This is a genomic window from Streptomyces sp. CNP082, from assembly GCF_059570535.1.
The window spans coordinates 256,098-281,353 of record NZ_JCANSZ010000007.1 but is presented as its reverse complement, the minus strand read 5'-3'; the positions used below and the strand labels follow the sequence as shown (position 1 = coordinate 281,353).

22 protein-coding genes and 1 pseudogene are annotated in these 25,256 nt (G+C 71.6%); 13 read left to right on the top strand and 10 right to left on the bottom strand.

Annotated features, from left to right (window positions below):
* Nucleotides 1-236: transposase (locus B124_RS09540; protein ID WP_496502270.1), on the bottom strand; the 236-nt coding region annotated here is incomplete at its 3' end.
* A gap of 55 nt (nt 237-291) precedes the next feature.
* Nucleotides 292-1,746, bottom strand: a complete 1,455-nt coding sequence (locus B124_RS09535; RefSeq protein ID WP_496502269.1) for a tyrosine-protein kinase domain-containing protein — start codon at nt 1,744-1,746, stop codon at nt 292-294.
* Nucleotides 1,747-1,971: 225 nt separating this feature from the next.
* On the opposite strand from B124_RS09535, the gene B124_RS09530 reads away from it, so the two are divergent.
* Nucleotides 1,972-2,523 carry a hypothetical protein gene (locus tag B124_RS09530; RefSeq protein WP_496502268.1) on the top strand — a complete coding sequence of 184 codons (552 nt, stop codon included), beginning with the start codon at nt 1,972-1,974 and terminating at the stop codon, nt 2,521-2,523.
* 64 nt (nt 2,524-2,587) lie between these two features.
* Nucleotides 2,588-4,405, top strand: coding sequence for a DUF4012 domain-containing protein (locus B124_RS09525; RefSeq protein ID WP_496502267.1), 1,818 nt, complete (start codon nt 2,588-2,590; stop codon nt 4,403-4,405).
* Here the strand turns inward: B124_RS09525 and B124_RS09520 are convergent.
* On the bottom strand, nt 4,387-5,007 hold the full coding sequence (locus B124_RS09520; RefSeq protein WP_496502266.1) for an arsenate reductase/protein-tyrosine-phosphatase family protein: 621 nt from the start codon (nt 5,005-5,007) through the stop codon (nt 4,387-4,389). The two genes, B124_RS09525 and B124_RS09520, sit on opposite strands and share 19 nt — an antisense overlap.
* A 136-nt stretch (nt 5,008-5,143) precedes the next feature.
* On the opposite strand from B124_RS09520, the gene B124_RS09515 reads away from it, so the two are divergent.
* A complete protein-coding gene (locus B124_RS09515; protein WP_496502265.1) occupies nt 5,144-6,334 on the top strand; it encodes a glycosyltransferase in 1,191 nt (396 codons plus the stop codon).
* The gene (locus tag B124_RS09510) at nt 6,331-7,380 is read left to right on the top strand and encodes an NAD-dependent epimerase/dehydratase family protein (protein ID WP_496502264.1); all 1,050 of its coding nucleotides are present in this window, start codon (nt 6,331-6,333) and stop codon (nt 7,378-7,380) included. The genes B124_RS09515 and B124_RS09510 overlap by 4 nt, the downstream gene beginning before the upstream one ends.
* 322 nt (nt 7,381-7,702) lie before the next feature.
* Here the strand turns inward: B124_RS09510 and B124_RS09505 are convergent.
* Both B124_RS09505 and B124_RS09500 read right to left on the bottom strand, forming a co-directional pair.
* Nucleotides 7,703-8,299 (bottom strand): annotated as a pseudogene (locus tag B124_RS09505) (glycosyltransferase family 4 protein); the annotation flags it as partial.
* A gap of 53 nt (nt 8,300-8,352) precedes the next feature.
* Nucleotides 8,353-9,417, bottom strand: a complete 1,065-nt coding sequence (locus tag B124_RS09500; protein ID WP_496502263.1) for an NAD-dependent epimerase/dehydratase family protein — start codon at nt 9,415-9,417, stop codon at nt 8,353-8,355.
* A gap of 219 nt (nt 9,418-9,636) precedes the next feature.
* On the opposite strand from B124_RS09500, the gene B124_RS09495 reads away from it, so the two are divergent.
* On the top strand, nt 9,637-10,920 hold the full coding sequence (locus B124_RS09495) for a nucleotide sugar dehydrogenase (RefSeq protein ID WP_496502262.1): 1,284 nt from the start codon (nt 9,637-9,639) through the stop codon (nt 10,918-10,920).
* Between the two features lie 3 nt (nt 10,921-10,923).
* A complete protein-coding gene (locus B124_RS09490; RefSeq protein ID WP_496502261.1) occupies nt 10,924-12,378 on the top strand; it encodes a polysaccharide biosynthesis protein in 1,455 nt (484 codons plus the stop codon).
* Here the strand turns inward: B124_RS09490 and B124_RS09485 are convergent.
* Nucleotides 12,305-13,696: an O-antigen ligase family protein gene (locus tag B124_RS09485; protein ID WP_496502260.1), complete on the bottom strand. Its 1,392-nt coding sequence runs from the start codon at nt 13,694-13,696 to the stop codon at nt 12,305-12,307. The two genes, B124_RS09490 and B124_RS09485, sit on opposite strands and share 74 nt — an antisense overlap.
* A 179-nt stretch (nt 13,697-13,875) precedes the next feature.
* Between B124_RS09485 and B124_RS09480 the strand changes: the two genes are divergently transcribed.
* Genes B124_RS09480 through B124_RS09455 form a run of 6 tightly spaced genes read left to right on the top strand, consistent with a single transcriptional unit; the run spans nt 13,876 to nt 18,997 of the window.
* The gene (locus B124_RS09480) at nt 13,876-14,379 is read left to right on the top strand and encodes a GNAT family N-acetyltransferase (protein ID WP_496502259.1); all 504 of its coding nucleotides are present in this window, start codon (nt 13,876-13,878) and stop codon (nt 14,377-14,379) included.
* Nucleotides 14,380-14,391: 12 nt separating this feature from the next.
* Nucleotides 14,392-15,060, top strand: coding sequence for a PIG-L deacetylase family protein (locus B124_RS09475; protein ID WP_496502258.1), 669 nt, complete (start codon nt 14,392-14,394; stop codon nt 15,058-15,060).
* A gap of 13 nt (nt 15,061-15,073) precedes the next feature.
* Nucleotides 15,074-15,772: a WbqC family protein gene (locus tag B124_RS09470; RefSeq protein WP_496502257.1), complete on the top strand. Its 699-nt coding sequence runs from the start codon at nt 15,074-15,076 to the stop codon at nt 15,770-15,772.
* A gap of 32 nt (nt 15,773-15,804) precedes the next feature.
* On the top strand, nt 15,805-16,929 hold the full coding sequence (locus B124_RS09465; RefSeq protein WP_496502256.1) for a glycosyltransferase: 1,125 nt from the start codon (nt 15,805-15,807) through the stop codon (nt 16,927-16,929).
* 21 nt (nt 16,930-16,950) lie between these two features.
* Nucleotides 16,951-17,793, top strand: coding sequence for a class I SAM-dependent methyltransferase (locus B124_RS09460; RefSeq protein WP_496502255.1), 843 nt, complete (start codon nt 16,951-16,953; stop codon nt 17,791-17,793).
* Between the two features lie 4 nt (nt 17,794-17,797).
* Complete coding sequence (locus B124_RS09455; RefSeq protein WP_496502254.1) at nt 17,798-18,997, top strand: glycosyltransferase family 4 protein; 1,200 nt, start codon at nt 17,798-17,800, stop codon at nt 18,995-18,997.
* Between the two features lie 67 nt (nt 18,998-19,064).
* On the opposite strand, the gene B124_RS09450 is transcribed toward B124_RS09455, so the two are convergent.
* From B124_RS09450 to asnB, 4 genes are read right to left on the bottom strand one after another with little or no spacing between them, the layout of a single operon-like run.
* Nucleotides 19,065-20,042, bottom strand: a complete 978-nt coding sequence (locus B124_RS09450; protein WP_496502253.1) for an NAD-dependent epimerase/dehydratase family protein — start codon at nt 20,040-20,042, stop codon at nt 19,065-19,067.
* A 13-nt stretch (nt 20,043-20,055) separates the two neighbouring features.
* Nucleotides 20,056-20,940: an FkbM family methyltransferase gene (locus B124_RS09445; protein WP_496502252.1), complete on the bottom strand. Its 885-nt coding sequence runs from the start codon at nt 20,938-20,940 to the stop codon at nt 20,056-20,058.
* Nucleotides 20,916-22,073, bottom strand: a complete 1,158-nt coding sequence (locus B124_RS09440; protein ID WP_496502251.1) for a glycosyltransferase — start codon at nt 22,071-22,073, stop codon at nt 20,916-20,918. The genes B124_RS09445 and B124_RS09440 overlap by 25 nt, the downstream gene beginning before the upstream one ends.
* A 6-nt stretch (nt 22,074-22,079) precedes the next feature.
* Nucleotides 22,080-23,981, bottom strand: coding sequence for an asparagine synthase (glutamine-hydrolyzing) (asnB, locus tag B124_RS09435; protein WP_496502250.1), 1,902 nt, complete (start codon nt 23,979-23,981; stop codon nt 22,080-22,082).
* A gap of 117 nt (nt 23,982-24,098) precedes the next feature.
* Here asnB and B124_RS09430 point away from each other — a divergent pair, with 117 nt between their 5' ends.
* Complete coding sequence (locus B124_RS09430; RefSeq protein WP_496502249.1) at nt 24,099-25,199, top strand: glycosyltransferase family 4 protein; 1,101 nt, start codon at nt 24,099-24,101, stop codon at nt 25,197-25,199.
* Nucleotides 25,200-25,256 lie beyond the last annotated feature (57 nt).

Genomic DNA, 25,256 nt, shown 5'->3' with positions numbered 1-25,256 from the left:
AGCAGACGCTCCCAGGTGCCGTCGGCCGACCAGCGCCGGTGCCGCTTGTACACCGTCTGCCACGGCCCGAAGCGATCCGGCAGGTCACGCCACTGAACTCCCGTCCGGACACGGAACAGGACGCCATCGATCACCTTGCGATGATCGCTCCAGCGGCCACCACGGTTCCCGCCACGAGGCAGGAGCGGCTCCAGCCGCTCCCACTCCGCGTTCGTCAAAGACCCTCGTCCAGCCACTCCCACAGCCTGGACCAGCCCACAAGGCCCTGTCAGCAGATCCGAGAAACAGAACCTAGGCGCCAACCGCGCCGTCCGCCGAGCGGCGCTGCCGCAGTCTGCCCAAGAGTCGGAGGGGGATGGGGAGGCGTCGCTGCTCTCTCCGTGGGGCGGCGTATCCGTAGCCGTAGTAATCGCTTTCGCCCTTCGCAGGCGCCATGTTGAGGATACTGCCGAGCACGTCGGTGGGGGTGCATCGGAGTGCGCGGACGGCGTCGGCGAGCTGACCGCGACGTGTCCGCCCGTAGCGGACCACCAGCAGGTAGCCGTCCAGCGCCGGTGCCATCGCGGGAACGTCGGACAGCGGGAGCACCGGCGGGGTATCCACCACCACGTGATCGAAGCTCTCAGCAAGGTCGCTCAGCACCGCCCGGTACTGGGCGGAAGCCAGCATCTCCGCTGGGTTGGGGGGGATTACTCCGCTTGTCAGGACGGAGAAGGAATCCGTGGGCTGCAGCACTTCGCTCGTGGTCGCCTGGCCGATCATCACGGTGGTGAGCCCTGCGTCCTGGACCAGGCCGAGCCTGCGCGCCAGGCAGGGGCGTCGCAGGTCGGCATCGACGAGGCACACGGAGGCGCCGAGTTCGGAGAGCGCCGCCGCGAGGTTGACCGCGACGCTGCTTTTCCCCTCGCCGGGTAGTGCACTGGAAACTGCGATGATCTTTGGCGTCCGGTCCACGTCCAGGAATCGCAGGGTGGTGCGCAGCCGCCGGAATGCCTCTGCACGGAGGCCGAAGGCGTTCTCCTGGCTGGCGAGGGGATGCTCCGAGGCCCGTGCGTCATACGGGATGCTGCCAAGCACCGGGGGCACGCCGCCTTCGGGCAGGGCTGCGCTGAGAGAGTCGGTCAGGTCACGGCGGCTGCGCACCGACGAGTCGCGTGACTCCCGCGCGACGGCGAAGCCGACGCCGAGAGCCAGCCCTCCCACCAGCCCCAGCGACAGATTGAGCGTAAGGCTGGGGGAGGTGGGAGCCGTGGGCACGGCAGCGGGCTCGATGATGCTCAGCCGCACCGGTGACGACTTGGACCCCACTGGCCGTTCGATCTCGGGGATGACCTCGGTGAACCGGTCGGCGACCGCATTGCTGATCCGGGCGGTGCGCGACGGCTTGGAGTCGGTGACGCTGATCCTGAGGAGCACCGTGTCGAGTGGTACCTCGGTGCTGATGACGTCCCCCAGTTGTGCGGGCGTCATGTCGAGGTCCAGCGCCTCCACGACCGGCTCTGTCACCTGTGGGCTCGACACCGCCTTCGCGTAGGAACGGACGCGCGCCTGGGCGAAACTGTTGCCTTCGTTCAGCGTGACCGTGTCCTCGGTGGTCTGGAGCGACACGAAGAGGGTGCTGGTGGCCCGGTATTGGGGAACGGCGGCGGAGGTGGCGAGCGTCCCGAGCACCGCGCCCAGCGTTCCCAACACCACGATGGCACGCCATCGGCGGAGCAGGGTCGGCACGTGATCAAGCAGGTTCACAGGATTCGTCCCCCATCGCCTCCGGTACGCGCGGGCGCTACTCGGAAGGAAGTTGAGCACATGCCTTATGTCTTCTATAAGGGGGGTGGCTCCCCATTAACCCTTTCGGGTGATTCAACTCGCTAAGCCGTTAGGAGGGCGTTTCGGAAGGACAGGGGATGGATGTCTGATCGAAGACTGCCGGGGGGCGCCGCCAGTTTCGAACAGCTCTAGGAGCGTTGAAAGATGCTCAGACGATCCGTATGGCGCACCGCCCTCATGGCCCTCGCAGTGGTTGCCGTTCTCTTCACGGCACCGCTGACGGGTGCGGAGGTCGCGCATGCGCAGACCTACCCGCCGCCTACCCCGCCGAGCCTCAGTGTCAACCCCTTCTTCGTAGTCGCTGGTGACCCGGTGCAGTTCACGGCGCAGGGCTTCAACCCCAACCAGCAGGTGGTCGCCGTGCTGAGGGACCGGCCGAGCGCTCCGCTGGGCACCTTCCAGGCCGACGCGCTCGGCAGGGTGTCCGGAAGCGTCACGATTCCCAGGTCGACCGGCGTGGGCTTCCATGAACTTCAGCTCAAGGGGCAGAACCCCGACCTCACGGCGTCGGCGCTCCTGTTGGTCTTCCCGCGCGTGTTTCCTCCTGCCGGGGAGTCAAGTGAGCAGGAAGAGCAGGAGCCGGCGAAGGCCGACGCCAACATCGGGCCGCGCCACGTGGGTGGCGCCGCGGCCTTGGTCGCGCTCGGTGGCGGAGCGTGGCTGGGAGCCCGGCGCCTGAGGAACGGGAACCGGTGACCGCCGGCTTGGCGACGCGATGGCCGCACGTCGACTGACGCGCCTGCTCTTGCGCCTCAGGGGGTTGACCGGCAGGCCCCGCCCCTGGCGAAGCCGGCTGTCGCCGCGACGCCGGGCCCGGGACCGCTGGCGGTTCCGGGCCCGGCATCTGCTGCTGGGCTGTGCCGGTCTGCTGCTGGTCGGCGCCGGCTGGCTCGTGGTCACCGGGCTGCTGGCCCGCAGCGAACTCCTCGCCGCGCAGCGCGAACTGGAGACGGCGCGACAGTCGGCCTTCGCCAACCCTGACGAGTCCCGGACGGCTTTGAGCGCCGCAGCCGGACACGCCACGCAGGCGCGCGCTCTCACCTCGGGGCCGGCCTGGTTCCTCGCCGACGCCCTGCCGGTCCTCGGCGGTCCCGCCGAGACGGTTCGTGGTGCGGCGTACGCGGCCGACCGGCTGACGCGGGACGTGCTGCCCCCGCTGGTGCGGCTCGCCTCCGATGTGGACGGCGAGAACCGCCACGGCGGCGGCCTTGGCGCCCTGTCGTCCAGGCTTCGGCACGCAGCCGGGGACCTGGAACGGGCGGCGCAGGCAACCGAGGAGGTGCGGGCAGCGGTGGAGGCGCTGCCGCGCCGTACCTGGCTGCCCACCGCCGATGCGCGTGACGAGTTGGTCCGCCAGGTCGATCGCCTCGCCACCGCGACCGACGACGCCGCCCTGGCGGCCCGCCTCCTTCCCCCCATGCTGGGCGACGACGGTGCGCGCAGGTATTTCGTGGTCTTCCAGAACACCGCCGAATCCCGGGGCACCGGCGGAATGGCGGGGGCCTTCGCCGTGTTCACGGCCGACCACGGCGTCTTGCGTTTCGAGCACTTCGGCACGGGCTCCGAACTGTCGGACAGCCGACCCGACATCGAGCTCGGTGCCGAATTCGAGGCCCAGTACGCTGCCGCCGCTCCCACCCGGGTGTGGGCGAACTCCAACCTCAGCCCGCACTTCCCCAACGCCGCGCGCATCTGGGCGGCCACGTGGCAGAAGCACAGCGGCCAGCGGGTGGACGGCGTCATCGCGCTCGACCCCACCGGCCTCGGGCGCCTGCTTGAGGCGACGGGCCCGGCCCGGCTGCCGGACGGCACAGTGCTCACCGGCGGCACCGCACGCGATCTAGTCCTGCGGACCGCTTACGACCGCTTCCAGGACGACACGGAGCGCCAGACCTTCCTCCTCGACGTGGCGCGCACCGCCGCCGCGGCCCTGACCGGTGCTCTCGACGACGGTGAGCGCATGCCCTCACTGCTCGAAGCGGGGGCCGACGTGCTCGGGGAGGAGCGCCTGAAGGTGTGGAGCGCGCTCCGGGACGAACAACGGCGCCTGGAGACCAGGACCGTGAGCGGGATCCTGCCGGAGGACCCCGGACCATTCGCGGGTCTCGTCGTCAACAACGCCGCCGGCGGCAAACTCGACTACTACCTGGAGAGACGGCTGCGCTGGACGCCCGGACGCTGCTCCGCCCTGGGCCGTACCGTCACCGTGAAAATCACCCTGAGCAACAACGCCCCGGGGTCAGGACTCCCTGCCTACGTCACCCAGCGCGGCGACGACCCCCACTACCCCACCCAGCCAGGTGACAACCGGTTGCTCGTGTCCTACTACGCCTCCTCGGGCGCGTTTCTCACCGGGGGCGAGCTGGACGGCCGCCCGATCACCGTGCACAAGGGGGTCGAACGCGGCCACCCGGTCCTCACCATGGATGCCGAACTGCCCGCACAGTCCACCCGGGTCCTCACGCTCCACCTGGTGGAGCCAGTGGGCGAGGAGGGTGACCGGACGCCGGTGCTGCTGCGTCAGCCACTGGTCACCCCGATGCCGGTCACGGTGGACCCCTATCCGGGCTGCGAGTGACCGGACGGCCGCCGGTCACCGTCGCCTGCACCGCTCAGCACGGCACGGGCGATCCGCTCCACCGACTCCTCGATCCGCGCCGCACACGCCCGCAACACCGACCCGTCCGAACCGACGGGGTCCGCCACGTCCTGTACGGCGCCCGTCCCGCGGACGCTTCCACGCCGGGCGGCTGCGGCCCGGACAAGCGCCCTGAGCCGGGCGGCCGGGTCCACGATCCCCGCCGCGTCCTCCTCTCGCAGCAGCAGGACGAACTCCCCCAGCGTGAAGGCCCGGCGTAGTGCACGCGCCGGGGCAAGTCGCACCGCGGCCTCGCGATGCTCAACAGCGGCGCCCAGCACCAGGTCAGCATGCTCGACCAGCTCGGTGGTCAACCGCCGTGCGACCGGCTCCGCGAGGTCTCCGCCCCGGGACTGGAGGATCGCCGTCACCGCCGGTGGCACCGGCGTGCCGGGATCCGCCGCCGTGCCCGCGCTGGTCACTCCGATGGGCACCCGGCCGGGATCGGCCAGCCGCTGTCTGAGCAGCCCCGCCGCAAGCGGTGAGCGGTACAGGTTGCCGGTGCACACCATGAGGACGCTGGTGCGGAATGGTTCTGACATGGCACCAGTATGCCAATTCATCAATAAGAAGGATATATCAAGGAAGAATGCGTGATTCTATGCTTTGGTGCGCTTACCTGGGAACATGCTGAGTGCCACGGCAGCACCACAATCGGATGCTGGTCGTCTTCGCGTGATGCGGGTCATCGCCCGCATGAACGTCGGTGGTCCGGCCGTCCAGGTCACCGCCATGCTGCGTGGTCTCGACCCGGCTCGCTTCGAGCAGCGGTTGTTCGCCGGATCGGTCGGCCCCGGCGAGGCCGACCATATCGACAGCCGCGCCCCCGACGTGCCGGTCTGGCGAGTGGCCGCGCTGGGCCGGGCGGTCCGGCCCGGCGACGATCTGCGTGCGGTGCGGGAACTCACCGCCGCGATGCGCCGGTTCCGGCCGCACATCGTCCACACGCACACCGCGAAGGCAGGCGCCCTGGGCCGCGTCGCCGCAGTCCTGGCGCGGGTGCCCGCTCGCGTGCACACATATCACGGCCACCTGCTGCACGGATACTTCTCGCCCCGCGTCACCGGCATGGTCGTCCACGTGGAGCGGCGGCTGGCCCGGCACACCGACCGGCTGGTGGCCGTCGGTGTGCGGGTGCGGGACGACCTGATCGCCGCCGGGATCGGACGGCCGGAGCAGTACGCGGTCGTGCCGCCGGGGACCGCACTGCCCACGCCCCCGTCGCGTGCGGACGCCCGGAGGCAACTCGGCGTGCCGCCGGACAGCCCTGTCGTGGCGTATGTCGGCCGTGTGACACGGATCAAGCGGCCCGACCGGTTCGTGGCCGTTGCCCGCGAGGTGCGGCGGGCCGTACCAGCCGCCCGGTTCGTGGTGTGCGGCGAGGGCGACCTCGCCGACGCGCTGGCCGGCCAGGCCGGCACGGAGGACCTGCTCCAGCCGCTGGGGTGGCGCGCGGACGTCGAGACGGTGTACGCGGCGGCGGACCTGGTGCTGCTCACCTCCGACAACGAGGGCATGCCCGTCAGCCTCATCGAGGCGGGCCAGGCCGGCGTCGCCGTGGTCGCCACCGACGTAGGCAGTGTGGCCGAGGTGGTGCGGAGCGGCGAAACCGGGCTGCTGGCCGCGCCGGACGTCGCGGAACTCGCCCGTCATACCGTGCGGCTCCTCGAGGACCCCGGGCTCCGCCGCGACATGGGCCGGCGGGCCCGCGCCTGGACCGTGCGCCGGTTCGGAGCGGAACGCCTCATCGCCGACACCGACCGCCTGTACGCCGAGATCGCCGTGGCGCACGGATGGTGGCCGCCGTCCGTGGCGAACGGCGCCGCGGCAGACACGACCGCAGCAGAAGAAGAGGGTGAACGCACGTGAACGTTGTTGTCACCGGCGGAGCAGGATTCATCGGAGCGAACCTCTGCCGCCGGCTCACCGCAGGCCGGAACGACCATCACGTCACCGTTCTGGACGACCTCAGCACCGGCCCGGCGGCGAACCTGGACGGGGTCGCCGCCGAGTTCGTCGAGGGCAGCGTCCTGGATGCGCGCCTGCTCGACGACGTGATCTCGTCGGCGGACGCGGTCGTCCACCTGGCCGCCCGCCCCTCCGTGCCCCGCTCCCTGGCCGATCCCCTCGCCAGCCACGAGGCCAACGCCACGGGCACGGTGCGGGTGCTGGAGGCGTGCCGCCGCCGCGGCGTGCACGTCGTCGCCGCCTCGTCCTCGTCCGTTTACGGGGACTCCGCGGAGCTGCCCAAGCACGAGGCGCTGCCCACGCTCCCGCTCAGCCCGTACGCCGCCAGCAAGGTCGCCACCGAGGCGTACACACTCGCCTACGGGGCGGCGTACGGTCTGCCGGTGCTCGTGCTTCGCTTCTTCAACGTCTACGGCCCGCTGCAGCCCGCGCAACACGCCTACGCCGCCGTCGTCCCGGCGTTCATCGACGCCATGCTGCGCGGGCGGCCGGTGACCATCTTCGGTGATGGCCTGCAGACGCGGGACTTCACCTACGTCGGCACCGTCGCCCGTGTTCTGGCGGACGCGGTGGAACGATCGGTGAGCTGCCCTGGGCCGGTGAACCTCGCCTTCGGCAGTCAGGTGTCGCTCCGTCAACTCGTCGAACAGCTCACCGTCGTCGTCGGGTCGCCGCCCCGGGAGACCCGGTACGAGGCGGCCCGTGCGGGCGACGTTCGCGACTCCCAGGCGGCCGACGGCCTGCTGCGGCGGCTGTTCCCCGACGTCACTCCCGAGCCTTTGGAAGCGGGCCTGGCGGAGACGGTGCGGTGGTTCCGCAAGCTCCCCGGGTACGTGCCTGGTCCGAGAGCCTCGGACGCAGGCTACGGAGCGGCCGGCGCGGGCGCTGCCCCGGCACCCGACGGTCCGCCCGGCCGGGAGCCAGCGGGCCCACCGCTGGAAGCGTGATCAGCACGCCGACGATGGTGGCGGCGGCCATGGCGGCGCCGCTGAGCGCGATGCCCGGCGGCGCGCCGGTCAGCACCAGCGCGGTGAGACAGCCGAGCGTCGCGACCCCGCACAGGAGCAGCACGGCCCGCGGCACCGTCAGTCCCACGCGGCGCAGCCGGTGGGCTGCGTGGTCGGTGCCGCCCCGTAGCAGCGGTTGTCCCGCCATGCGGCGCGAGAGCATGACAAGGGCGGTGTCCGCGGTGGCGATCAGGGTGGCCAGCCACACGCCGTGGAACCCGGTAGGGCCGTCGCCGCCGGCGTGGAGCACGGCAGCGGCCGAGGACAGGGTGAAGCCGAGGAAGAGGGAGCCCGCGTCACCGAGGAATATCCGCGCCGGATGCCAGTTGTGACCGAGGAATCCCAGGCACGCTCCGGCCAGGGCGGAGGTCACCATCACGAGCCCCTCTTCGCCCCCGGACAGCGCGGCCCCGCAGAGGAATCCGCCGCTGATCGCGCACAGCGACGCGGCTGCGCCGTCCGTGTTGTCCAGCAGGTTGACGGCATTGGTGGTGAAAACGATCCACGCCACGGCCAGGGCCGCGTCGATCCCGCCCCAGCCGGTGAGCTCGGGACTGCCACCCGCCGCCACCACCGCCGCCGCCGCCAGTATTTCGACGCACAGCCGCAGCCCGGGGCTGAGCGGACGCACGTCGTCGACGAGGCCGAGCACGGCCACGGCCGCGGCGGCGCCGAGGAGGACCCCCAGTGACGGGTCGAGCAGGTCGCGGGCGAGCGCGGTGCCGGCACCGATGGTGAGCGTGGCCGCAGCGACCGCGACCCCGCCGAGGTACGGCGTCGGCGCGGTGTGCGCTTTCCGGATGCCGGGCCGGTCGGTCAGATGGTGGCGGAGAGCGAGGCGCCGCAGCGGCTCGGTCATCAGCACCACGCCCAACAGGGCGGCGCCGGCGGCCGCCGCGGCGAGCGAGGCGCTCATCTTCCGCCCTCCGCGACCGGGGCCGTGGGAGCGGCCGAACTTCGCGGGCCGGGTACACCCGGCGCATCCGCCGGTTCGGTGCTGTCCTGCTGCTCTCGTGCCTCGGCGAGGGCGGCCCCAATCACCTCGTCCAGGGAGTGCCGGGGCCGCCATCCGGTCAGCTCGCGCAGCTTCGTGGTGTCCGGCAGTCTGCGTTCCATATCCTCGAAGCCCGGCCCGTACGCCTCGCCGTAGGGGAGTTGTCGCACCGCTGACGCGCTCCCGGCCTGGGCGATCACCCGTTCGGCGAGCTCGCCGACGGGGATTTCCTCCTCACCCCCGATGTTGAACGTCTCCCCGTCCGCCGCCGGGTTGTCCAGCAGGAGCAGCAGCGCCGCCACCGCGTCGGCAACGTGCAGGAAGCAGCGCCGCTGCCGGCCGGTGCCGTGGACGGTCAGGGGGGCACCGGCCACCGCCTGGCGGGCGAAGCGCGGGACGACCATGCCGTAGGCCGGGCTCTGCCGGGGGCCGACGACGTTGAAGAACCGGACGATGGTGGTCTTCAGACCCCGTTCACGGTGGTAGAGGTTGGCGAGTACCTCGTCCACGGCCTTCGCGGTGCTGTACGACCACCGGGCGACCGACGGGCTGCCAAGGATGCGATCGGCCATCTCGTCGAGCGCGCCGTGTGAGTTCTTGCCGTAGACCTCCGACGTGCTCGCCACCAGAACCCCGCGGCCGTGGCGATGCGCCGCATCGATGACTGTCTCGGTGCCTCGGATGTTCGTGACGAACGACGTCAGCGGCTGTTCGATGATCAGCTTGACCCCGACGGCCGCGGCAAGGTGCACCACGGCGTCACATTCTTGTGTCAACGTGTCCACCAGCGGGGCATCGAGCACGGAGCCACGAACGAACCGGAATCCGCCGTGTTCCATGGCCGCCGCAAGGTTCTCCGCGCGCCCGGTGGAGAGGTTGTCGAGTACCACCACCCGCCTGCCCCTCGCCAGCAGGCCATCGACGAGTTGAGAGCCGATGAAGCCGGCCCCGCCCGTGACCAGGTACGTCGTGCAGTAACTCATAGAGCCGCCACTCCGCCCTCTTGAGGAATTGTCGAGTCACCCAATTGTCACATCTGGTGGAGAGATGACCCCCGGGTATTTTCGGAAATGCACCCGGTTACTTAGTAAGAGTGAACCTCGGTTCCCTGTCGAGTAGTTGGGTCGTCTCGCGCGCATACAACCCGCAGGAAAACAGGTGGAGATTGGTGGCATTGTATTATTTTCGGAGGGCGGGTTGTTGTGTATAGCGACAGGCAGGGCAGGCGGCAGAAGCTGGTGGTCGTCGGTCAGGGATATGTCGGACTTCCCCTGGCCGTACGCGCCGTGGAATGCGGATTCACCGTCATCGGGCTCGACACCGACGCGCTGCGGGTCAAGCACCTGGAGTCCGGTGATTCGTACGTCGAAGATGTCAGCGATGCCCGGTTGGCAGCCGCGGTCGCCACCGGCCGCTACCAGCCGACGACCGACCACGACAAGGCTGCCGGCTTCGATATATGCACGATCAGCGTGCCGACGCCGCTGCGCGATGGCGTCCCCGACTTGCGCCACGTCGAGCGTGCGGGCCTGAACCTGGCGCCCCACATCACGCCGGGCGCCACCGTGATCCTGGAGTCGACCACCTACCCGGGCACCACGGAGTGCCTGCTGCGGCGGCGGCTGGAGGACGGCAGCGGCCTGCAGGCCGGGCCCGACTTCCACCTCGGCTACAGCCCTGAACGGATCGACCCCGGCAACTCCCGCTGGCGCCTGGAGAACACCCCCAAGGTGGTCGCCGGTATCGATGCCGCCTCGCTGCGCAGCATCGAGCGCTTCTACAGCCGCCTCGTGGAGCGCACCGTGCCGGTGGGCTCCTGCCGCACCGCCGAGCTGTGCAAGCTGCTGGAGAACACCTTCCGGCACGTCAACATCGCACTGGTCAACGAGCTGGCCATGGTCTCCAGATCGCTGGATGCCGACATCTGGGAGGCCATCGAGGCCGCCGCGACCAAGCCGTTCGGATTCATGCCCTTCCGCCCCGGCCCCGGCGTGGGTGGGCACTGCCTGCCGATCGACCCTTGCTATCTGTCCTGGCAGGTCAGGCGCCTGCTGCGACAGGACGTCAGGACTGTCCAGCTGGCAAACGAGATCAACGGCGCCATGCCCGACCACGTCGTGGCGCGGATCAGCCGGGGACTGAACGCGCGCGGCAAGCCGGTCAACGGCTCCCGCGTCCTGCAACTGGGCCTGGCCTACAAGAAGAACACCGGCGACATCCGCGAGTCGCCGGCCCTCGTGCTGGCACGGTCCCTGGTCGGGCTCGGCGCCCGGGTGGTCGCCGTGGAACCGCACACAGACCCCGCGCTGCTGCCTCAGGACATCAGCCGCGTCGAGCTGACCGAGGCCGAACTCCGCGCGGCCGACGTGGTGGTGGTCGCGACCGACCACGACGCCTTCGACTACGCGCTCGTCGAGCGGGCCGGGGCGTATGTGTTCGACACCCGCAACAGGTGCCGCCGCGGTGAGCACGTCGAGGTGCTGTAGGACGTGCCCGGCGGATCCTCGGGCACCGCTCCGGTACGTCCCACGCGGGCGCGAGTCGCCGGCATCCCGCGCACGTGGCTGCCACGCCGGCCCCACCTCGCCGCATTCGCCTCGCTCAGCGCCGCCGGCCAGGCCGAGTCCGTGCTGTCGTTCGCCACCATCGCCGTGCTGGTCCGGGTCGCCGGTCCGGCGGAGGCGGGACAGGTGTTCTTCGCGCAGTCCTTGGCCACGGTCTGGTTTCTGGTGTGGGACCCGCGCATGGAGGACGCCATGCAGCACTTCGTGCCCGCCGCGCAACGGGGCGACCCTGGCCGGGGTACCCGGCTCTACCACCGGTTGCTGCGTGTAGACGTCGCGACGGGCGCGGCGGCCACGGTCGTCGGCGTGGCGGTCGTGATCGCCGCCGCCGCCTGCGGACGGCTTCCCGACCAGTTGGGCACGTTCCTGGTGCTGGCGGTGGTGGCCGCGGGCACGGCCACCCCCTCGGGCAGTGCGTCGGCCGGCTACGCCCTCGCCGACCGGCTGTCCCGGCTCGGCCGGATACGCGTGGTGCTGGCCCTGGCCGGGTGCGGGGTGACGCTGCTGGCTCTGCTGACCGCCGGGCCGGCCGGCTATCTGGCGGCAGGCGCGGTCTCGGGCCTGGCGGCCACGGTGCTGCTCACCGCCGATGCCTGCCGCCACATGCGCCGGGCCTCTGGGGTTCCGCGCGGCGGAGCCGGTGGGAGAGCCGGCAGGGGAGGCGATGAAGGGGACGACGCCCGGCTGCCCGCGGGCCTGGTCCCCTTCGTGATGAAGAGTTCGGTGACCGCGTCGGTGGCCGTGGCCGCCGAGAACGGCATCTCGCTCCTGGCCGGGCTGCTCGGCGGGCCCACCCTCGTGACGTACCTCAAGGTCGTCGCCGCGCCCGGCCGCCTCCTCGCCAGCGTCGTCAACCCCGTTTCCGCGCAGCTTTATCCGCGCCTGGCGCGGGCACACGCCGGCGGGCGCCGCGCGGCGGTGATGCGTGACGCGCTCCGCTCCAGCGCGGTGACGTCCGCCGTGGGCGGAGCCGGCGTGGTGGTCGCGGTTCCGCTGTCCGGTCCGGTGCTCGGTCTCGTCTACGGCCCGGCGTACGCGGCCTTGGCCACGCCCGCCGTGGTGCTGCTGGCCGCGGCCGCGCTGCGGGGCACGGTCGTGTGGGGGAAGGTGCTGCCGTCGGCACTGGGCCGACCCGGTGTCCGGCTGGCGTTCGTGACGGCTGAGGGCCTGGGTCTGCTGGGTGTGCTGGTCGTCGCGGTCCGGAGCTGGTCCGGCGCCGCGGACGTGACCGCCGCCTTCGCCTGGGGCTCGCTGTGCCTGGTGGTCTTGAGCACCGCCGGCTGGTTCGCGGCTCTGCGGTCTCTCGTCAGGGCGATGCCCCCGCCGCGTGGTCCGGCGGAGCCGAGCCGCGACGGGTCGACGGGGGATTCCTCTCCTTGAGCGGCCCGCCACCGCACGGCGCGTCGTCCTCCTGGCCGAAAGCCAGGCCGGCGTAGACGAAGAACAGCAGCGTCATCATGGAACCGGCGAAGAACGTCATCTCGGAGAGAGACATGGCGAGCACGGCAACCGTGAACAGCAGGGAGGCGTCGCTGCGGGTGGCGCGCAGTGAGCCCAGCAGCGCAGCCAAGAACAGCGTCAGCAGCAGCAGGCCCGGGACTCCTGTGAAGGCGAAGACGCTGATGAACAGGTTGTAGGGCAGGACCTCCTCGGGGGTGTCCGACAGGTGCTCCCTGAGGTAATCCATGGACGAGACCTCCCCCCAGCCGCTCCCGAAGACGGGGTTGGCCATGCCGTCGCGAATCCCGTTGACGATGCTGTGTACCCGGTATCCGACGCTGTCCCCGTTGAGTCCGAAACGCTGGGACACCGAGTCGACGATCTCGAACCCCAGCACCGCCATGCCCAGGAGGACGGCGACGAGCCGGACCGGCGACCGCCTCGGCATCCGCCAGACGACGAGCATGACGACAGCGGCGAACCACACGCCGCGGGTCTGCGTCAGCAGGATCCCGCCCAGCAGCGCCGCGGCGACCACCCAGCGGCCGGTGACACGGAGTTCGCCGCTGAGCAGGGGACACAGCGCGGCCAGCAGCAGCATTCCGGTCTGCGCCGGATCGCCGATGTCCAGGCCTACCAGCCGGGTCTGACCCTGAAGCACGCCGCCGGCGAGGTTGACCAGGGCGTAGCAGAGGATCACGCCGTAGACCACCCGCCGCTCAATGGCACCGCGACGCGACATTGCCATGAACGCCGCTGCGTAGACAGCGAGCCGCAACAGGGGCGTCGCCGACGCCCCGGCGATGGCCGTGGCCAGGAGGGACCAGGCCAGGAAGAGCGCCAGGGACGGGCCGACGAGCCGGCGCGCCGCTCCCTCACCCTCCTGGCGTGGCAGCGCCCCCACGCGCACCAGATACATCAGCAGCAACAGGTCGCTGAGAAGCAGCGGCCCCACCACCGGGGAGATGAGGGCGGTGGTGCCCAGCCCGTGGACCGTCACGACGGCCGCCGCCAGCAGCACGCCGGGCGGCAGCAGCAGAGCGGCGGCGACCGCGACCGCCCCGACCGGGGGGGACACCACCCCCCACCCCGCGTCACCCCCGGCCTGGGCTGTCTTGGACTCCGGCGACGCCAGCAGACCGGAGACCAGATCGCCGTGCGCGGCGAGGCCGTACGTGAGCAGGAGCAGGCCAGCCGCCGCGCCGGCCAGCGGCAGGACGGCATCCCGGGACGGGCTCCGCATCACACGAGGTCGCACGGTTCCTCCGCCTGCGCATCCGACGACGGCCGCACTCAGTCTGCCGTGAAGCGTGCACGGAAGGGTCCGCAAGCGGATCACATACTCCTTTCGGGTGAATCTGCCGCATCATCCCCCATATGGCTCTATGCCGTGCCACTCTGATCACAGAGGGTGACGATTCAACTCCGGGAGTCCGTATGGACGGCAGGGCAGATTCAGCCGCGGCGCCCCCACGGCGGGAGCCGCTGCGGCTGGAGCACGTGGCGGACCATCTCATTCCCGCGCTCGTCGAGGTGGAACGACGGGCCCACCACGCCAGCAGTCATTACGACGACGAGCCCTGGCGGGCGGAGAACTTCACCCGCGCGCTGCCCGGAAAGCGAGAGCTGAGCCTCGTCGCCGTGGTTCGGGGCAGGCCGGTCGGGTTCCTCATCGCCTCCCGGCAGCAGCACGGGGCGCACATCCACCGGTTGGCCACCGACCCGGGCCACTGGGGCACCGGCACCGCTTCCCAGATGCTCGACCGTTTCCTCGCCGAGTTCCCCGCGACCGTGACCGTCGTCTGCGACCCCCGCAACACACCGGCGCTCTCGCTCTACGAACGCGCGGGATTCCGTGTTACCGGCACCACACCGGCCGGGAAGGCCGCGCTGGCGCGCCCGGGCCTGGCCCGTGCCGCGAGGACGTCGGCAGAACGGTGAGGAGACGCCACGATGCTCTGCGGCAACCCGGCATTCGAGCGGAGCCTCTTCGTAGGGGCCCACCTCGACGACATCGAGCTCGCGGCGGCGGGCACCGCCGCCCGCCTGGTCCAGGCCGGGGCGCTGGTGCGTTTCCTGGTGATGAGCACCTCCGCCTACACCGCGTACGACGGAAGCCGCTGCCGCGAGGCCGGCGTGGCGGTGGCGGAGGGGAAAGAGGCCGCCGCGACGCTGGGCGTGAAGCGGCTGGACATCCTGGAGTTCCCGGCCAAGGACGTGGAGAACCACTCGACCGTGGTGGAGGCCATCAACGAGGTGGTCGACGACTTCAGACCCACCCTGGTCTTCACCCACTGGCCGTTCGACACGCACCGGTCCCACGCCAACACATCGCTCGCCACCATCGCCGCCGGCAGGTACTCCAACTCCATCGTCATGTACGAGCCGATCACGCCCGCCGGGCGTAGCTACGTCGGCTTCCGACCCCAGCTGTACGTCAATATCGACGACACCGTCGAGCTGAAGCTCCAGGCCTTGCGCCAGCACCGGTCGGAGTACGAGAAGTACGGCGGGGAGAAGTGGATCGAGGGCGTCGAGGCCCGCTCCCGCTACCGGGGCTACGAGATGGGCGCCCGGTACGGCGAGGCATTCGAGATCTCCCGCATGGAAGCCCTGATGTGACGGGAGAAGCATCGTGAGGGTCACCATCCACCAGCCCGAGCACCTGCCATGGCTCGGCCTCCTCGCCAAGGTGGCCGCCTGTGATCTGTGGATCGTGCTCGACTCGGTCCCGTACCGGAAGAACTACGTCCAGAACCGCAACCGGGTCTTGCTGGACGGGCGTCCCACCTGGCTGACCGTTCCCGTGTCAGCACCCCTCGGCACCCCCATCCACGAGGTGCGGATCTCCGAGGTGCCGCACTGGCGGCGGCGCTACCGGGGACGGCTGACGCAGGCGCTCGCCGTCACCCCGGGGGCGAGGCGCATCGGCCCTGTGCTGGAGCTGCTCGACGCGGCACCTGTCGCCGGCCGCCTGGCCGACCTCAACCTCGGCCTCGCCGGCTGGCTGCTCGGCCAGTTCGGTGTCACGGTGCCCCGCGTGCGCGCCTCCGCGCTCCGGATGCCGGGGACCCGAAGCGAATTGCTGGTCAACCTGTGCCGGGAGGTGGGCGCCGACGAGTACCTCTCGGGCCCCTCCGGACGCGAGTACCTGGACGTGGCGGCCTTCACCGAGCAGGGCATCACCGTGAGATTCTTCGACTTCGACCACCCCGCGTACGACCAGGGCGAGGCGCCGTTCGTCCCCTGCCTCTCGGCGGTCGACGCCTGGGCTCGGCTGCAACCGCCCGAGCTGCCCCCGCTGCTGTCCCACTACAGGCTCAGCCGCCCATGACCGCCCAGCATCCCCCGCGCAGGCTCACCGTCGTGACGTTCTCTGCCGCCCGGCAGCCGAATGTCACCGTCTCCAAGGACTTCAGCACCTGGGAGGCGCTGGGCAAGCAGCTCGGCCGGGCGCACTGCGTCTGGGCGGGTCCGCCGCTGGATATGCGGCGCGAATCGTTGCACGTCGTCAGGCGGAAGCGCCGGCCAGGCGTGCGCTCGCTGGCATGGGTGGTCTGGGCGGTCATGACCGGCACGCGGCTCGCGCGCGCCGCCGCCCGTCAGGGAGAGGTCGTGGTGCTCAACGGCGCCGAGCCGTGGGGGTGGCTTGCCGCGTGGCTGGTCTCGCGCCGCGTCAGGCGTCCCTGGCTGATGGACGTGCATGGCGACTACCTCGGACTGCCCGTCGCTTCGCTGGGACGCCGGCGCCGGGCGGTGCTGCGCCGGGCCGTCGTGGTGTTCGCCCAGCGCAGCAGCGCCCGCCGCGTCGTCGCCCGGCCGATCGCCGACGCGCTGCGGCGACGCGGCATCTCTTCCGTCCTGATCCCCTCCCGGCTGCTTCCCGACTGGGAGCAACTCCTGCCGCGCGCCCGGCCACCGCTGGCAGATCCCTCCGCTCCCCGGCTGTTGGCGGTGGGCCGGCTGCACCAATCGAAGGGGTACGACCTGCTGCTCGCAGCCGTCGCCCAGCTCGTCGCGACCCTGCCCGGCCTGCGGCTGCACATCGTGGGGGACGGGCCGCTCCGGGCCCCCCTCGCGCAGCAGGCCCACCACCTGGGGCTCAGCGGCCATGTGGCGTTCCTCGGCGCGCGGGACGTGGCGGAGGTGCGCGAGGAGATGGCCGGCGCGGACCTCTTCGTCATCTCCTCGCGGGACGAGGGGATGCCGCGCACGCTGATGGAGGCCGCGGCCTCCGGCGTTCCCGTCATCGCCACCTCGGTCGGCGGCATCCCGGCGGCCACCGAGGGCTGGGAGAGCGTGACCCTGGTCGACCCCGAGCCGGCGGACATCGCGGCGGGCGTGCGCCGCGTTCTCGGATCTCCCTACAGCGCCGGGCAACTGGAAGCCGTGCGTCACCGCGCCCTCGCGACGTACGGCTTCGAGACCAACATCGCCATGCTGGCCACTCTCTTCCATTCCGTGGCCGCTGCGCCGTCCACTTCAGACTGACACGGAGGGAAACACCCGAACATGAGCAATAACACCGCGAGGCGGGCGGCGATGCTCCGCCGATGGGTCAGGCAGGCGGGCGTGAGGCCGGTCACCTCGGTACTGAGCGGGCATCTGGCGATGCGCGCGCTGGGGGCGGGCATCCGCCGGTGCACCCCGCCGGGCATCGCGGACTTCACCCGCTCCGGCGGCCGGATGGCCACGTCGGCGGGCGCGTTCCTGGAGAGCCTGGGATGGCAGCCGAGCCAGGTTGCCGAGGTGCTCGGCGAGTACGGGGAGGTCGCCGGGCAACTGGCTGCCCGCTACGCCGAAACGGAGCTGTACTACCCGAGGACCCACGGCGTCGAGGCCGAGACCAGCGCCGCGCTCTACGGTCTCGGCAGGCTGCTTCGGCCGCGATGCGTCGTGGAGACCGGGGTCGCCGACGGCCGCTCCTCCTGGCTGCTGCTCGCCGCTCTGGAACGCAACGGGGCAGGCGTGCTGCACAGCTTCGACGTCCACGCCACCGCCGGCCGTCTGGTAGCCCACGACCCCCGGTGGCGGCTGAACATCCTGGGCGCCGCGACACCCGAGACCTCACTGAGACGGGCGCTCGCACGCATCGGGGAGATCGACCTGTTCTTCCACGACAGCGACCACATGTACCTGCCGCAGTTGTTCGAGTACGGCGAGGCGTGGCCCCGGATGACCCCGGGCGGGGTGCTCGCGAGCGACGACGTGAACTGCAGCAGGGCGTTCATCGACTTCTGCGCGGCCAAGAGCCAACGCCCCGCATTCCTCTTCGACTCCAGGAAGATCAGCGGTGCGGTGCGCCTGGCCGCGGCGCCGCAGCCGCTTGCCGAGAACCCACAGCCGGTCGGCTAGGCCGATGGGACGGATGGCGAGGGCTCCGCAGGGGGCGCGTCCCCGGCTGGTCTACGTCGTGCCCCACCTGTCCGAGACCGAGTCCGAGCACTTCGCGCACATCCCGGCGCTGCTCGCCGCGCTCGGCGAGCGGATCGACGTCGTGGCAGCCGTCGAACGGGGCGCACCCCCCGCCCGGCTGCCCGGGGTGCGCCTGCTGCTGCGCGTCCCCGGCCGGGGCCGGCTCGGCCGGGCGCTGGGCACGGCTCTCACGATCCACCGCTGCGCCCGCGCGGGCTATCGCACGTACTTCCTGCGCTACTCCACCCTGTTCGTGGTCGTCCTCATTCTCACCCGCCCGCTCTACCGCCATCGCATCCTGCTGTGGCGCAGCGGCCTGCCCGACGTGCGAGGGCCGGAGCAGCGCAAGACCCTCGGGGACCGGGCCCACGACGCCGTCAACCGGGTGACCGCACGACTGGTGCACTGCCTGGTGACCGGTCCGGAGACGATGGTCCCCCTCATGGCCGGACTCTGGGGGGTGCCGCGTCACCGGATGAGGCTGCTGTACAACGACGTGGACGCGAAGCGGTTCGCGCCGCTGGACGAGGGGGAACGGGCGAGGGCCCGCGCCCGGCTGGGGTGGGGCGAGGACGAGTTCGTCCTGCTCTTCGTCCACCGGCTGTCGTACCGGAAGGGCGTCCGGCTCCTGGCCCCGCTGCTCGCCGCCGTCAGCTCGGCCGTCGAGGACCAGGCGGACGCGTCTGCGGCCGGATCCGCAACCGGGGTCCGTGTCCGCCTCGTCGTGGCCGGGGACGGGCCCGAGCGTGCCCGGCTGGCGCGGCAGGCCGCCGACCCCGCGCTTGGGGGGCGGATGTCGCTGCTGGGCGCCGTGCCCAATCGGGACCTGCCCGAGTTGTACGCGGCGGCCGACTGCGTGGTCATGCCCAGCTACGAGGAGGGTTTTCCGCGCGTGCTGCTGGAGGCCATGGCCTCCGCCACCCCCGTGGTGACGACTGACGCGGGCGGATCCGCCGACGTCGTCGGCGCCGGCTACCCGTACGTGGCGCCGGTCGGCGACCTCGACGTGCTCGTGGGCCACGTGTGCGCCGTGGTGTCCGCCGCCCCGGCGGAGCGGCGGGCACTGGGACGGCGGCTGCGGGCCCGAGCGGAGGGCGAGTTCTCCCCTCAGCGCGTCGCCGCGATGCTCCACGACCTGCTGTGAGGGCCGGACACCGCGCGGGCCGGCCGGGTCAGCGGGCGGGGCCCTGCCGCGACCGGTCCCGCCTCGTCTACCCGGTCCGGGAGGACAGCCAGGCCCACTGGCGCTCGACGCCCTCTCGCAGGGTTACCGAGGGCCGGTAGGCGAGGAGCGTGCGGGCCTTGGAGAGGTCGGCGGCGGTGGTGCGCACGTCACCCGCCTGCTCCTCGTCGGCCGTCACCGGGACCTCCTTTCCGGTGATATCGGCGACGTGCCGCAGCACCTGGCGCACCGTCACACTGTCTCCGCCGCCGACATTGACCGCTTCGGCGGTGGCGGGCGCGACGCCGGCGGCGATGGTCGCCTCGACGGCGTCGGTGACGAAGGTGAAGTCCCGGCGCTGTCGCCCGTCCCCGTACAGCACCAGCGGCTGCCCTGTGAGCACCGCGCTGAGCATGCGCCCGATGGCCATGTCCGGCCGCTGCCGGGGACCGTAGACGGTGAAGTAGCGCAGCGCGACCACGCTGGTCGGGCTCCCCGGCGCCAGCGCGTAAGCGAGCGCGAGCCGCTCCGCGGCAAGCTTGGTGACGCCGTACGGCGAATTCGGGGCCGTGACGCCGTCCTCGCGCAGCGGGCCGGTACCGGCCGTGTCGCCGTAGACGCTGGAGGAGGAGGCGAGGACCAGACGGGGTACGCCGAGCGACTGGGCGGATTCCATCAGCCGCTGTGTGGCCAGCACGTTGCAGGCCAGGTATTCGCGGAAGGCGTCTCCCCACGACGGCCGGACACCGGGAAGGCCAGCGAGGTGGAAGACGGCGTCCGCGCCCTCCAGCCACCGCTTCAGCTCGTCGGTGACCAGGTCGCCCGAGGCCAGCCGGAAGGCGGGCTCACCGAGTGCGTCGCGGAGGTTCTGCGCCGCCGCGTCGTTGGTCTGGGGGGAGCGCCGGTCGATGCCGAGGACGGTGACCCCCCGCCGCAGCAGGGCATCCACCAAGTGGGATCCGATGAAGCCGGCGGCGCCGGTGACGACCGCGCGTTCGATGCGACGCGCGGGGCTTGTCGTGCTCATCACTATGTTCCTTTCATTGCCTTGCCCCCACCTGGAGTCGGTCCCGCACCCAGTCCATGCGGTGCCGCGAGACGGCCAGCACATCGGGTCCTTGAGCGGGCGCGCGGGATGCCGGCGTCAGCTCGTTGCGGTCCGGGTCGTAGAGCGCCAGGTCGTAGCCCTGGCCGTCGAGCCATCCGAGGAGCCGCGCGCGGGAGGATCCGTAGCGGCCGAGGAACCGGTCCACGAACTCGACCATCCACACCGCCGGCTGCCCACGCGCCATCAGCCGGGTGGCGCCGAGGAGGGCCTGGTGCTCGGCGCCCTCCACGTCGAGCTTTCCCATGGCGAACGGCCGCTCGGGCAGCACGTCGTCGAGGCGCCGGACGCTCACCTCCGGCCCGGTGGCCTCGTCGGCCTCGCTCCGGATGCGGGAGCCGACGCCGTTCAGTACGAACGGCACCCGGCCCGGCTCCGCGCCGATCGCCACGTCGTGGACGGTGACCCAGTCCAGTTGGCTCGCCCGGACGTTGTCCCGGAGGCGGTCCAGGTAGGCCGGGACCGCCTCGAAGGCGTGCACCGCCCCGGTGGGGCCCACGAGCTTGGCCGCCAGCAGAGTGAACATGCCCTCGTTGGCGCCACCGTCGATGAAGCCGTCGCCCGGGCGGAGGAAGCGCGCCATGAAGGTCATCTCCTCGTAGTCCGGCAGCCCGCCGAAGTAGAGGAACCGGCCCACCTGGGAGCTGTCCCGGTACGCGCGGAACGGCATGCCGCCGTACACGCTCAGGTCGAACGGCCGCCCGACGAGCCGCTTGTACGCCTGCCATCCGGTCATGGCGGCCAGGGCGCGGACCCGGCGCCCGCGGTTGGCGGGGTGGTTCCAGATCATCTTGATCATGCCCTGGACGGTGGTGGGCATCTGCCGGCTCCGTTTCCTGGCTGGACGGGTGGGGACGCGCGTGGGCGGCCGGCGGCCAACTCCCTGTAGAGGTCCTCGAACCACACGGCGGTCGAGGCCATGTCGACCACGGCGGCGTCCTCACGGGCCCCCGCCCGCAGCCTGCGGTGGGTGCCCGGGCTCATCGCCTCAAGAATCCCGGCGGCCAGGGCCTCGGCCGACTCCGGCTCGGTGAGCATGCCGTTGTGCCCGTGGCGCACCAGGTCGGGCACGCCGCCCACGGCGGTGCACACCGCCGGCACGCCCGCGGCGAGCGCCTCCATGATCACCACGGGCAGAGCCTCGTGGTGTGAGCTGAGGACCACCAGGTCGGCACAGGCCGCGAGCCGTCTGGCATTCGCCACCTGGCCGAGGATGCGGACCCGCTCGCCCAGCCCGCGCCGCGCGATATCGCGGGCGACCGCGGTGCGCAGTTCGCCCTCGCCGGCCAGGAGGAACACGGTGTCGGGTCGCCGGCGCACCACCCGGTCGGCGGCTCTCACCAGCAGTGAGTGGTTCTTGATCCAGGTGAAGTTGGCGACGCAGACCACGGCGAACGCCCCGTCCGGCACGCCGAATTCCGCGCGGGTGGCTGCCGCCCGTTGCGCCCAGTGCCGCTGCTCGGCGAGATTGACTCCGTGCACTCTGCTGACGAGGTGCCGGGCGCCCCGGGTGGTGGGGGCGCCCGCCACGAGTGGGGAGACGGCCACCGTGATGTCGTCCAGACCGATCGTCAGCCGGTTGAGGAGGGCGGTGGGCCGCCGCAGGTGGACGCAGTGCATGGTCGACACCAGCCCGGGGCGGTGCGGCAGCAGCCGGACGCAGGGCCGCAGCAGGCCGGCCGGCAGAGGTGAGTGGATGTTGACCACGTGCGGCCGGAGCCGTCGCACCGTCGACGCCAGACGCAGGTAGGGGGCGGAACGCCGCGCCGGGGACAGGGTGACCACCGGCACGCCCGCGCTACGCAGTTGGTCGGTCAGCCCGCGGGTGCGGGCGCGCAGGCACACCACGGCGTACGACAGGCCGTCCTGTGGGGCGAGGCGGAGCCGCTCGGCCAGCAGCACCTCCGCGCCGCCCACGTCGAGCGTCTTGATGACCTCGCAGACCCGTACCATTCCGGCTCACCCCTGACACAGCGGTCTGCTGGACGGGAGGGCCTGGCCCGGGCCGAAGTGGCGATGCCACTGTTCCAGCTGGGTGAGTGCCCAGATGCGGTCGGCGTGGTCGTGGCCTGCCTGGTGCTCGCGCAGCAGCGCGCCCACCGCTTGGGGGCGGAACAGACCCCTGGCCACCGATGTCGCATCCGTGAGCAGGTCGTGGGTGAAGTCCCGCAGTTCACCGCGCAGCCAGTCGGCCAGCGGCACCCCGAAGCCGGCCTTGCGCCGGTGCAGGAGGGGGGCCGGCAGCCACGGCTCGACCGCTTTGCGCAGCAGGTACTTGGTCTGGCCGCCGCGCACCCGCAGCTCGTCGGGGAGTGGCGCCGCCCACTCCGCCAGGCGGTGGTCGAGCAGCGGCGAGCGGGCCTCCAGCCCGTGGGCCATGGTGGCGAGGTCCACCTTCGTCAGCAGATCGCCGGGCAGGTAGGTGTGGATGTCCACCTCCATCAGCCGCCCGACGGTGCCCGTAGCCGTGGAGGAACGCCACGCCTCGGCGAGCAGTCCCTCGCTGTCCACGGCGATCTGGTCGCGCAGGGCATCGGTGTACAGCGCCCGCTTCTGCTCCGCGGTGAAGCACGACACGATGCGCCCGTAGCGGCGGTTGACGGGGTGGGCCAGCATCTGGAGCACCCGGGCCACGTCGCGCGCCCGGGACCGGGGTCTGCTGTGCGCCGCCAGGCCGTCGCCGAGACGGCCCAGGCAGGTCCCCGCCGGACGCGGGAGGGCCAGCCGGCCGGCCCGGCGCATCAGCGCGTAGCGCCGGTACCCGCCGAACATCTCGTCGCCGCCGTCCCCGGTGAGCACCACGGTGACGTGTTTGCCGCTCATGCGGGCCAGGCAGAAGGTGGGCAGCGCCGAGGAGTCGGCGAACGGCTCGTCGAAGTGCCAGGCGAGCGAGGGCAGGAGTTCGCCCGCCGAGGGGGTGAGGACCACCTCGTGGTGGTCGGTGTGGTAGTGGCGGGCCAGCGTGCGGGCGTAACCGCGCTCGTCGAAGGTGGGCTCCGCGAACCCGATGCTGAAGGTCTGGACGCGACCGGGCGACAGCATCGCCATCGCGGCCACCACGGCGGATGAGTCGATGCCGCCGGACAGGAAGGCGCCGAGCGGGCGTTCGCTGACCATGCGCATGCGGGTGGCCTCCAGCAGCAACGCGCGCAGCCGGTCGGCTTCCTCGTGCTCGTCCGTCGCACGCCGGGGAGTGAAGTCGAGCCGCCAGTAGCGGCGCAGCACCGCGGTGCCGTCCTGCCAGATCAGTACGTGGCCGGGGGGTAGCTTGCTGACGCCCTGGCAGATCGACCAGGGGGCGGGAACGTATCCGAAGGTCAGGTAGTGGTGGAGGGCCAGCAGGTCCGGTCGGCGGGACATCTCGGCATCCTGTGCGAGCGACTTGAGCTCGGAGGCGAACCGCAGGCCCTTGCCGGTGGTGCGGTAGTACAGCGGCTTCTTGCCGAACCGGTCGCGGCCGAGCACGAGGCGGCGCCGGCGGCTGTCCCAGACGGCGAAGGCGAACATGCCGCGCAGGTGGCGCACCAGGTTCTCGCCGTACCGCTCGTAGAGGTGGACCAGGCACTCGGAGTCGGTGCGGGTGGTGAACCGGTGGCCGCTGCCTTCGAGTTCCGCCCGCAGCTCGGCGAAGTTGTACACCTCGCCGTTGAAGACCGCCACGACGCTGCCGTCCTCGTTGCAGACAGGCTGGTCACCGGTGGCGATGTCGATGACAGCCAAGCGGCGAATGCCCAAGCTGGCATGCGGCTCGTCGTGGAAGCCCTCCCCGTCCGGGCCGCGGTGATCGATGACCCGGCACATCCGGCGGCTGAGAAGCGGATCGACGCCCTCGGCCGAGACCGCACCTGCGATTCCGCACATCAAAACGTCCCTTCGCAACTACCGCGGAGATAGCTATTTACCGCTTAAACAAGACTTTCGAGTGAAAATCACTGAAGCTGCCACGTTGTCCCGTGTCACAGGCGATAGTGCGGCGGTATGAGGATCACGCGGGTGAGCTACCGGATCCCTCCCGAGCCCGGTGGAATGGAGCGGCACGTCGAACGCCTGACGCGTGAGCAGATCGCCGCCGGGCACCAGGTGTCGCTGGCGTTCCGGCACGGGGCATGCGTTCCGGACGGCGCGGCTCGGATACCGCTGCGGCCGACTGCCACGTCCCGGGTGCTGGCCACGGTGTCCGACAGGCTGGCCACCGCGGCGGAGGCGGCCCGGGCCCTGCGAGCCGTGGCGGGCGGTCCGCGCGGCCTGGACCTGGTGCACCTGCACGGCGACCACGTCGAACTCCTCGTGCTGGGACCGGCGTGCCGGCGTCTGGGCGTTCCTCTGTTCGTCACCGTCCACGCGACGCTCAGCGAACGCCACCGCCGGCTGGCCCGGCACGCGTTCGGGTACGCGGCCGGGTTCGTCGCGCTGGGGGGAGCAACCGCCGCCGACCTGACGGCGCGGGGCGTGGAGGCGCGGCGCATCCTCGTCATGTCCAGCGGACTCGATCTCTCCCGCATGCCGCCGTCCGTCCCCGCGTCCGCCCGCGAGCCCGGCCTGATCGTCAGCGTCGGCGCCCTCAATCCGATGAAGGACCACGCCCTTCTGATCACGGCGTTCCGCCGGCTGAGCCGCGACCGCCCCGGACTTCGGCTGGTGATCGCGGGCGACGGCCCCGAACGCGACCGGCTCGCGCGGCTGGCGGCGGCGGGCCCCGGGGTGACGCTGGCCGGTGCGCTGCCGCAGGAAGAGGTCTACAACCTCGTCGGGCGGGCGCAGCTCTTCGTGCTCGCCTCCCGCAGGCTCGCCGGGAAGGGAGAGGGCGTGCCGACCGCCGCGTTGGAGGCACTCGCCCTCGGCACGCCGGTCATCGTCTCCTCCCACGCCACCCTCGACCCGGTCGTCACCAACCCGGCGGCGTACCGCATCTTCGCGTCGGGCTCGGCAGCGGGGCTGACTGCGGCTGTAGCCAAGCTGCTTGACGAACCCTCCACGCGGGAGCAGATGGGCACGTTGGGCAGGCAGGCGGCCGAGACACTGGACTGGCCGAGGGTGGCCCGCCGAGTGGAGGAGTGGTACGAGACGTTGCTGCACTGAATATCCCAATCCGGTTCTGCGGCCGCTCAAGGGGCAGCGGGTCTGCTTACACGGTGG

Excerpts from the sequence above, each read along its gene's own strand:
- B124_RS09530 (WP_496502268.1), top strand. The coding sequence starts at position 1,972 with ATGCTCAGACGATCCGTATGGCGCACCGCCCTCATGGCCCTCGCAGTG.
- B124_RS09520 (WP_496502266.1), bottom strand. The coding sequence starts at position 5,007 with ATGTCAGAACCATTCCGCACCAGCGTCCTCATGGTGTGCACCGGCAAC.
- B124_RS09515 (WP_496502265.1), top strand. The coding sequence starts at position 5,144 with ATGCGGGTCATCGCCCGCATGAACGTCGGTGGTCCGGCCGTCCAGGTC.
- B124_RS09500 (WP_496502263.1), bottom strand. The coding sequence starts at position 9,417 with ATGAGTTACTGCACGACGTACCTGGTCACGGGCGGGGCCGGCTTCATC.
- B124_RS09480 (WP_496502259.1), top strand. The coding sequence starts at position 13,876 with ATGGACGGCAGGGCAGATTCAGCCGCGGCGCCCCCACGGCGGGAGCCG.
- B124_RS09475 (WP_496502258.1), top strand. The coding sequence starts at position 14,392 with ATGCTCTGCGGCAACCCGGCATTCGAGCGGAGCCTCTTCGTAGGGGCC.
- B124_RS09460 (WP_496502255.1), top strand. The coding sequence starts at position 16,951 with ATGAGCAATAACACCGCGAGGCGGGCGGCGATGCTCCGCCGATGGGTC.
- B124_RS09455 (WP_496502254.1), top strand. The coding sequence starts at position 17,798 with ATGGGACGGATGGCGAGGGCTCCGCAGGGGGCGCGTCCCCGGCTGGTC.
- B124_RS09450 (WP_496502253.1), bottom strand. The coding sequence starts at position 20,042 with ATGAGCACGACAAGCCCCGCGCGTCGCATCGAACGCGCGGTCGTCACC.
- B124_RS09445 (WP_496502252.1), bottom strand. The coding sequence starts at position 20,940 with ATGCCCACCACCGTCCAGGGCATGATCAAGATGATCTGGAACCACCCC.
- B124_RS09440 (WP_496502251.1), bottom strand. The coding sequence starts at position 22,073 with ATGGTACGGGTCTGCGAGGTCATCAAGACGCTCGACGTGGGCGGCGCG.
- asnB (WP_496502250.1), bottom strand. The coding sequence starts at position 23,981 with ATGTGCGGAATCGCAGGTGCGGTCTCGGCCGAGGGCGTCGATCCGCTT.
- B124_RS09430 (WP_496502249.1), top strand. The coding sequence starts at position 24,099 with ATGAGGATCACGCGGGTGAGCTACCGGATCCCTCCCGAGCCCGGTGGA.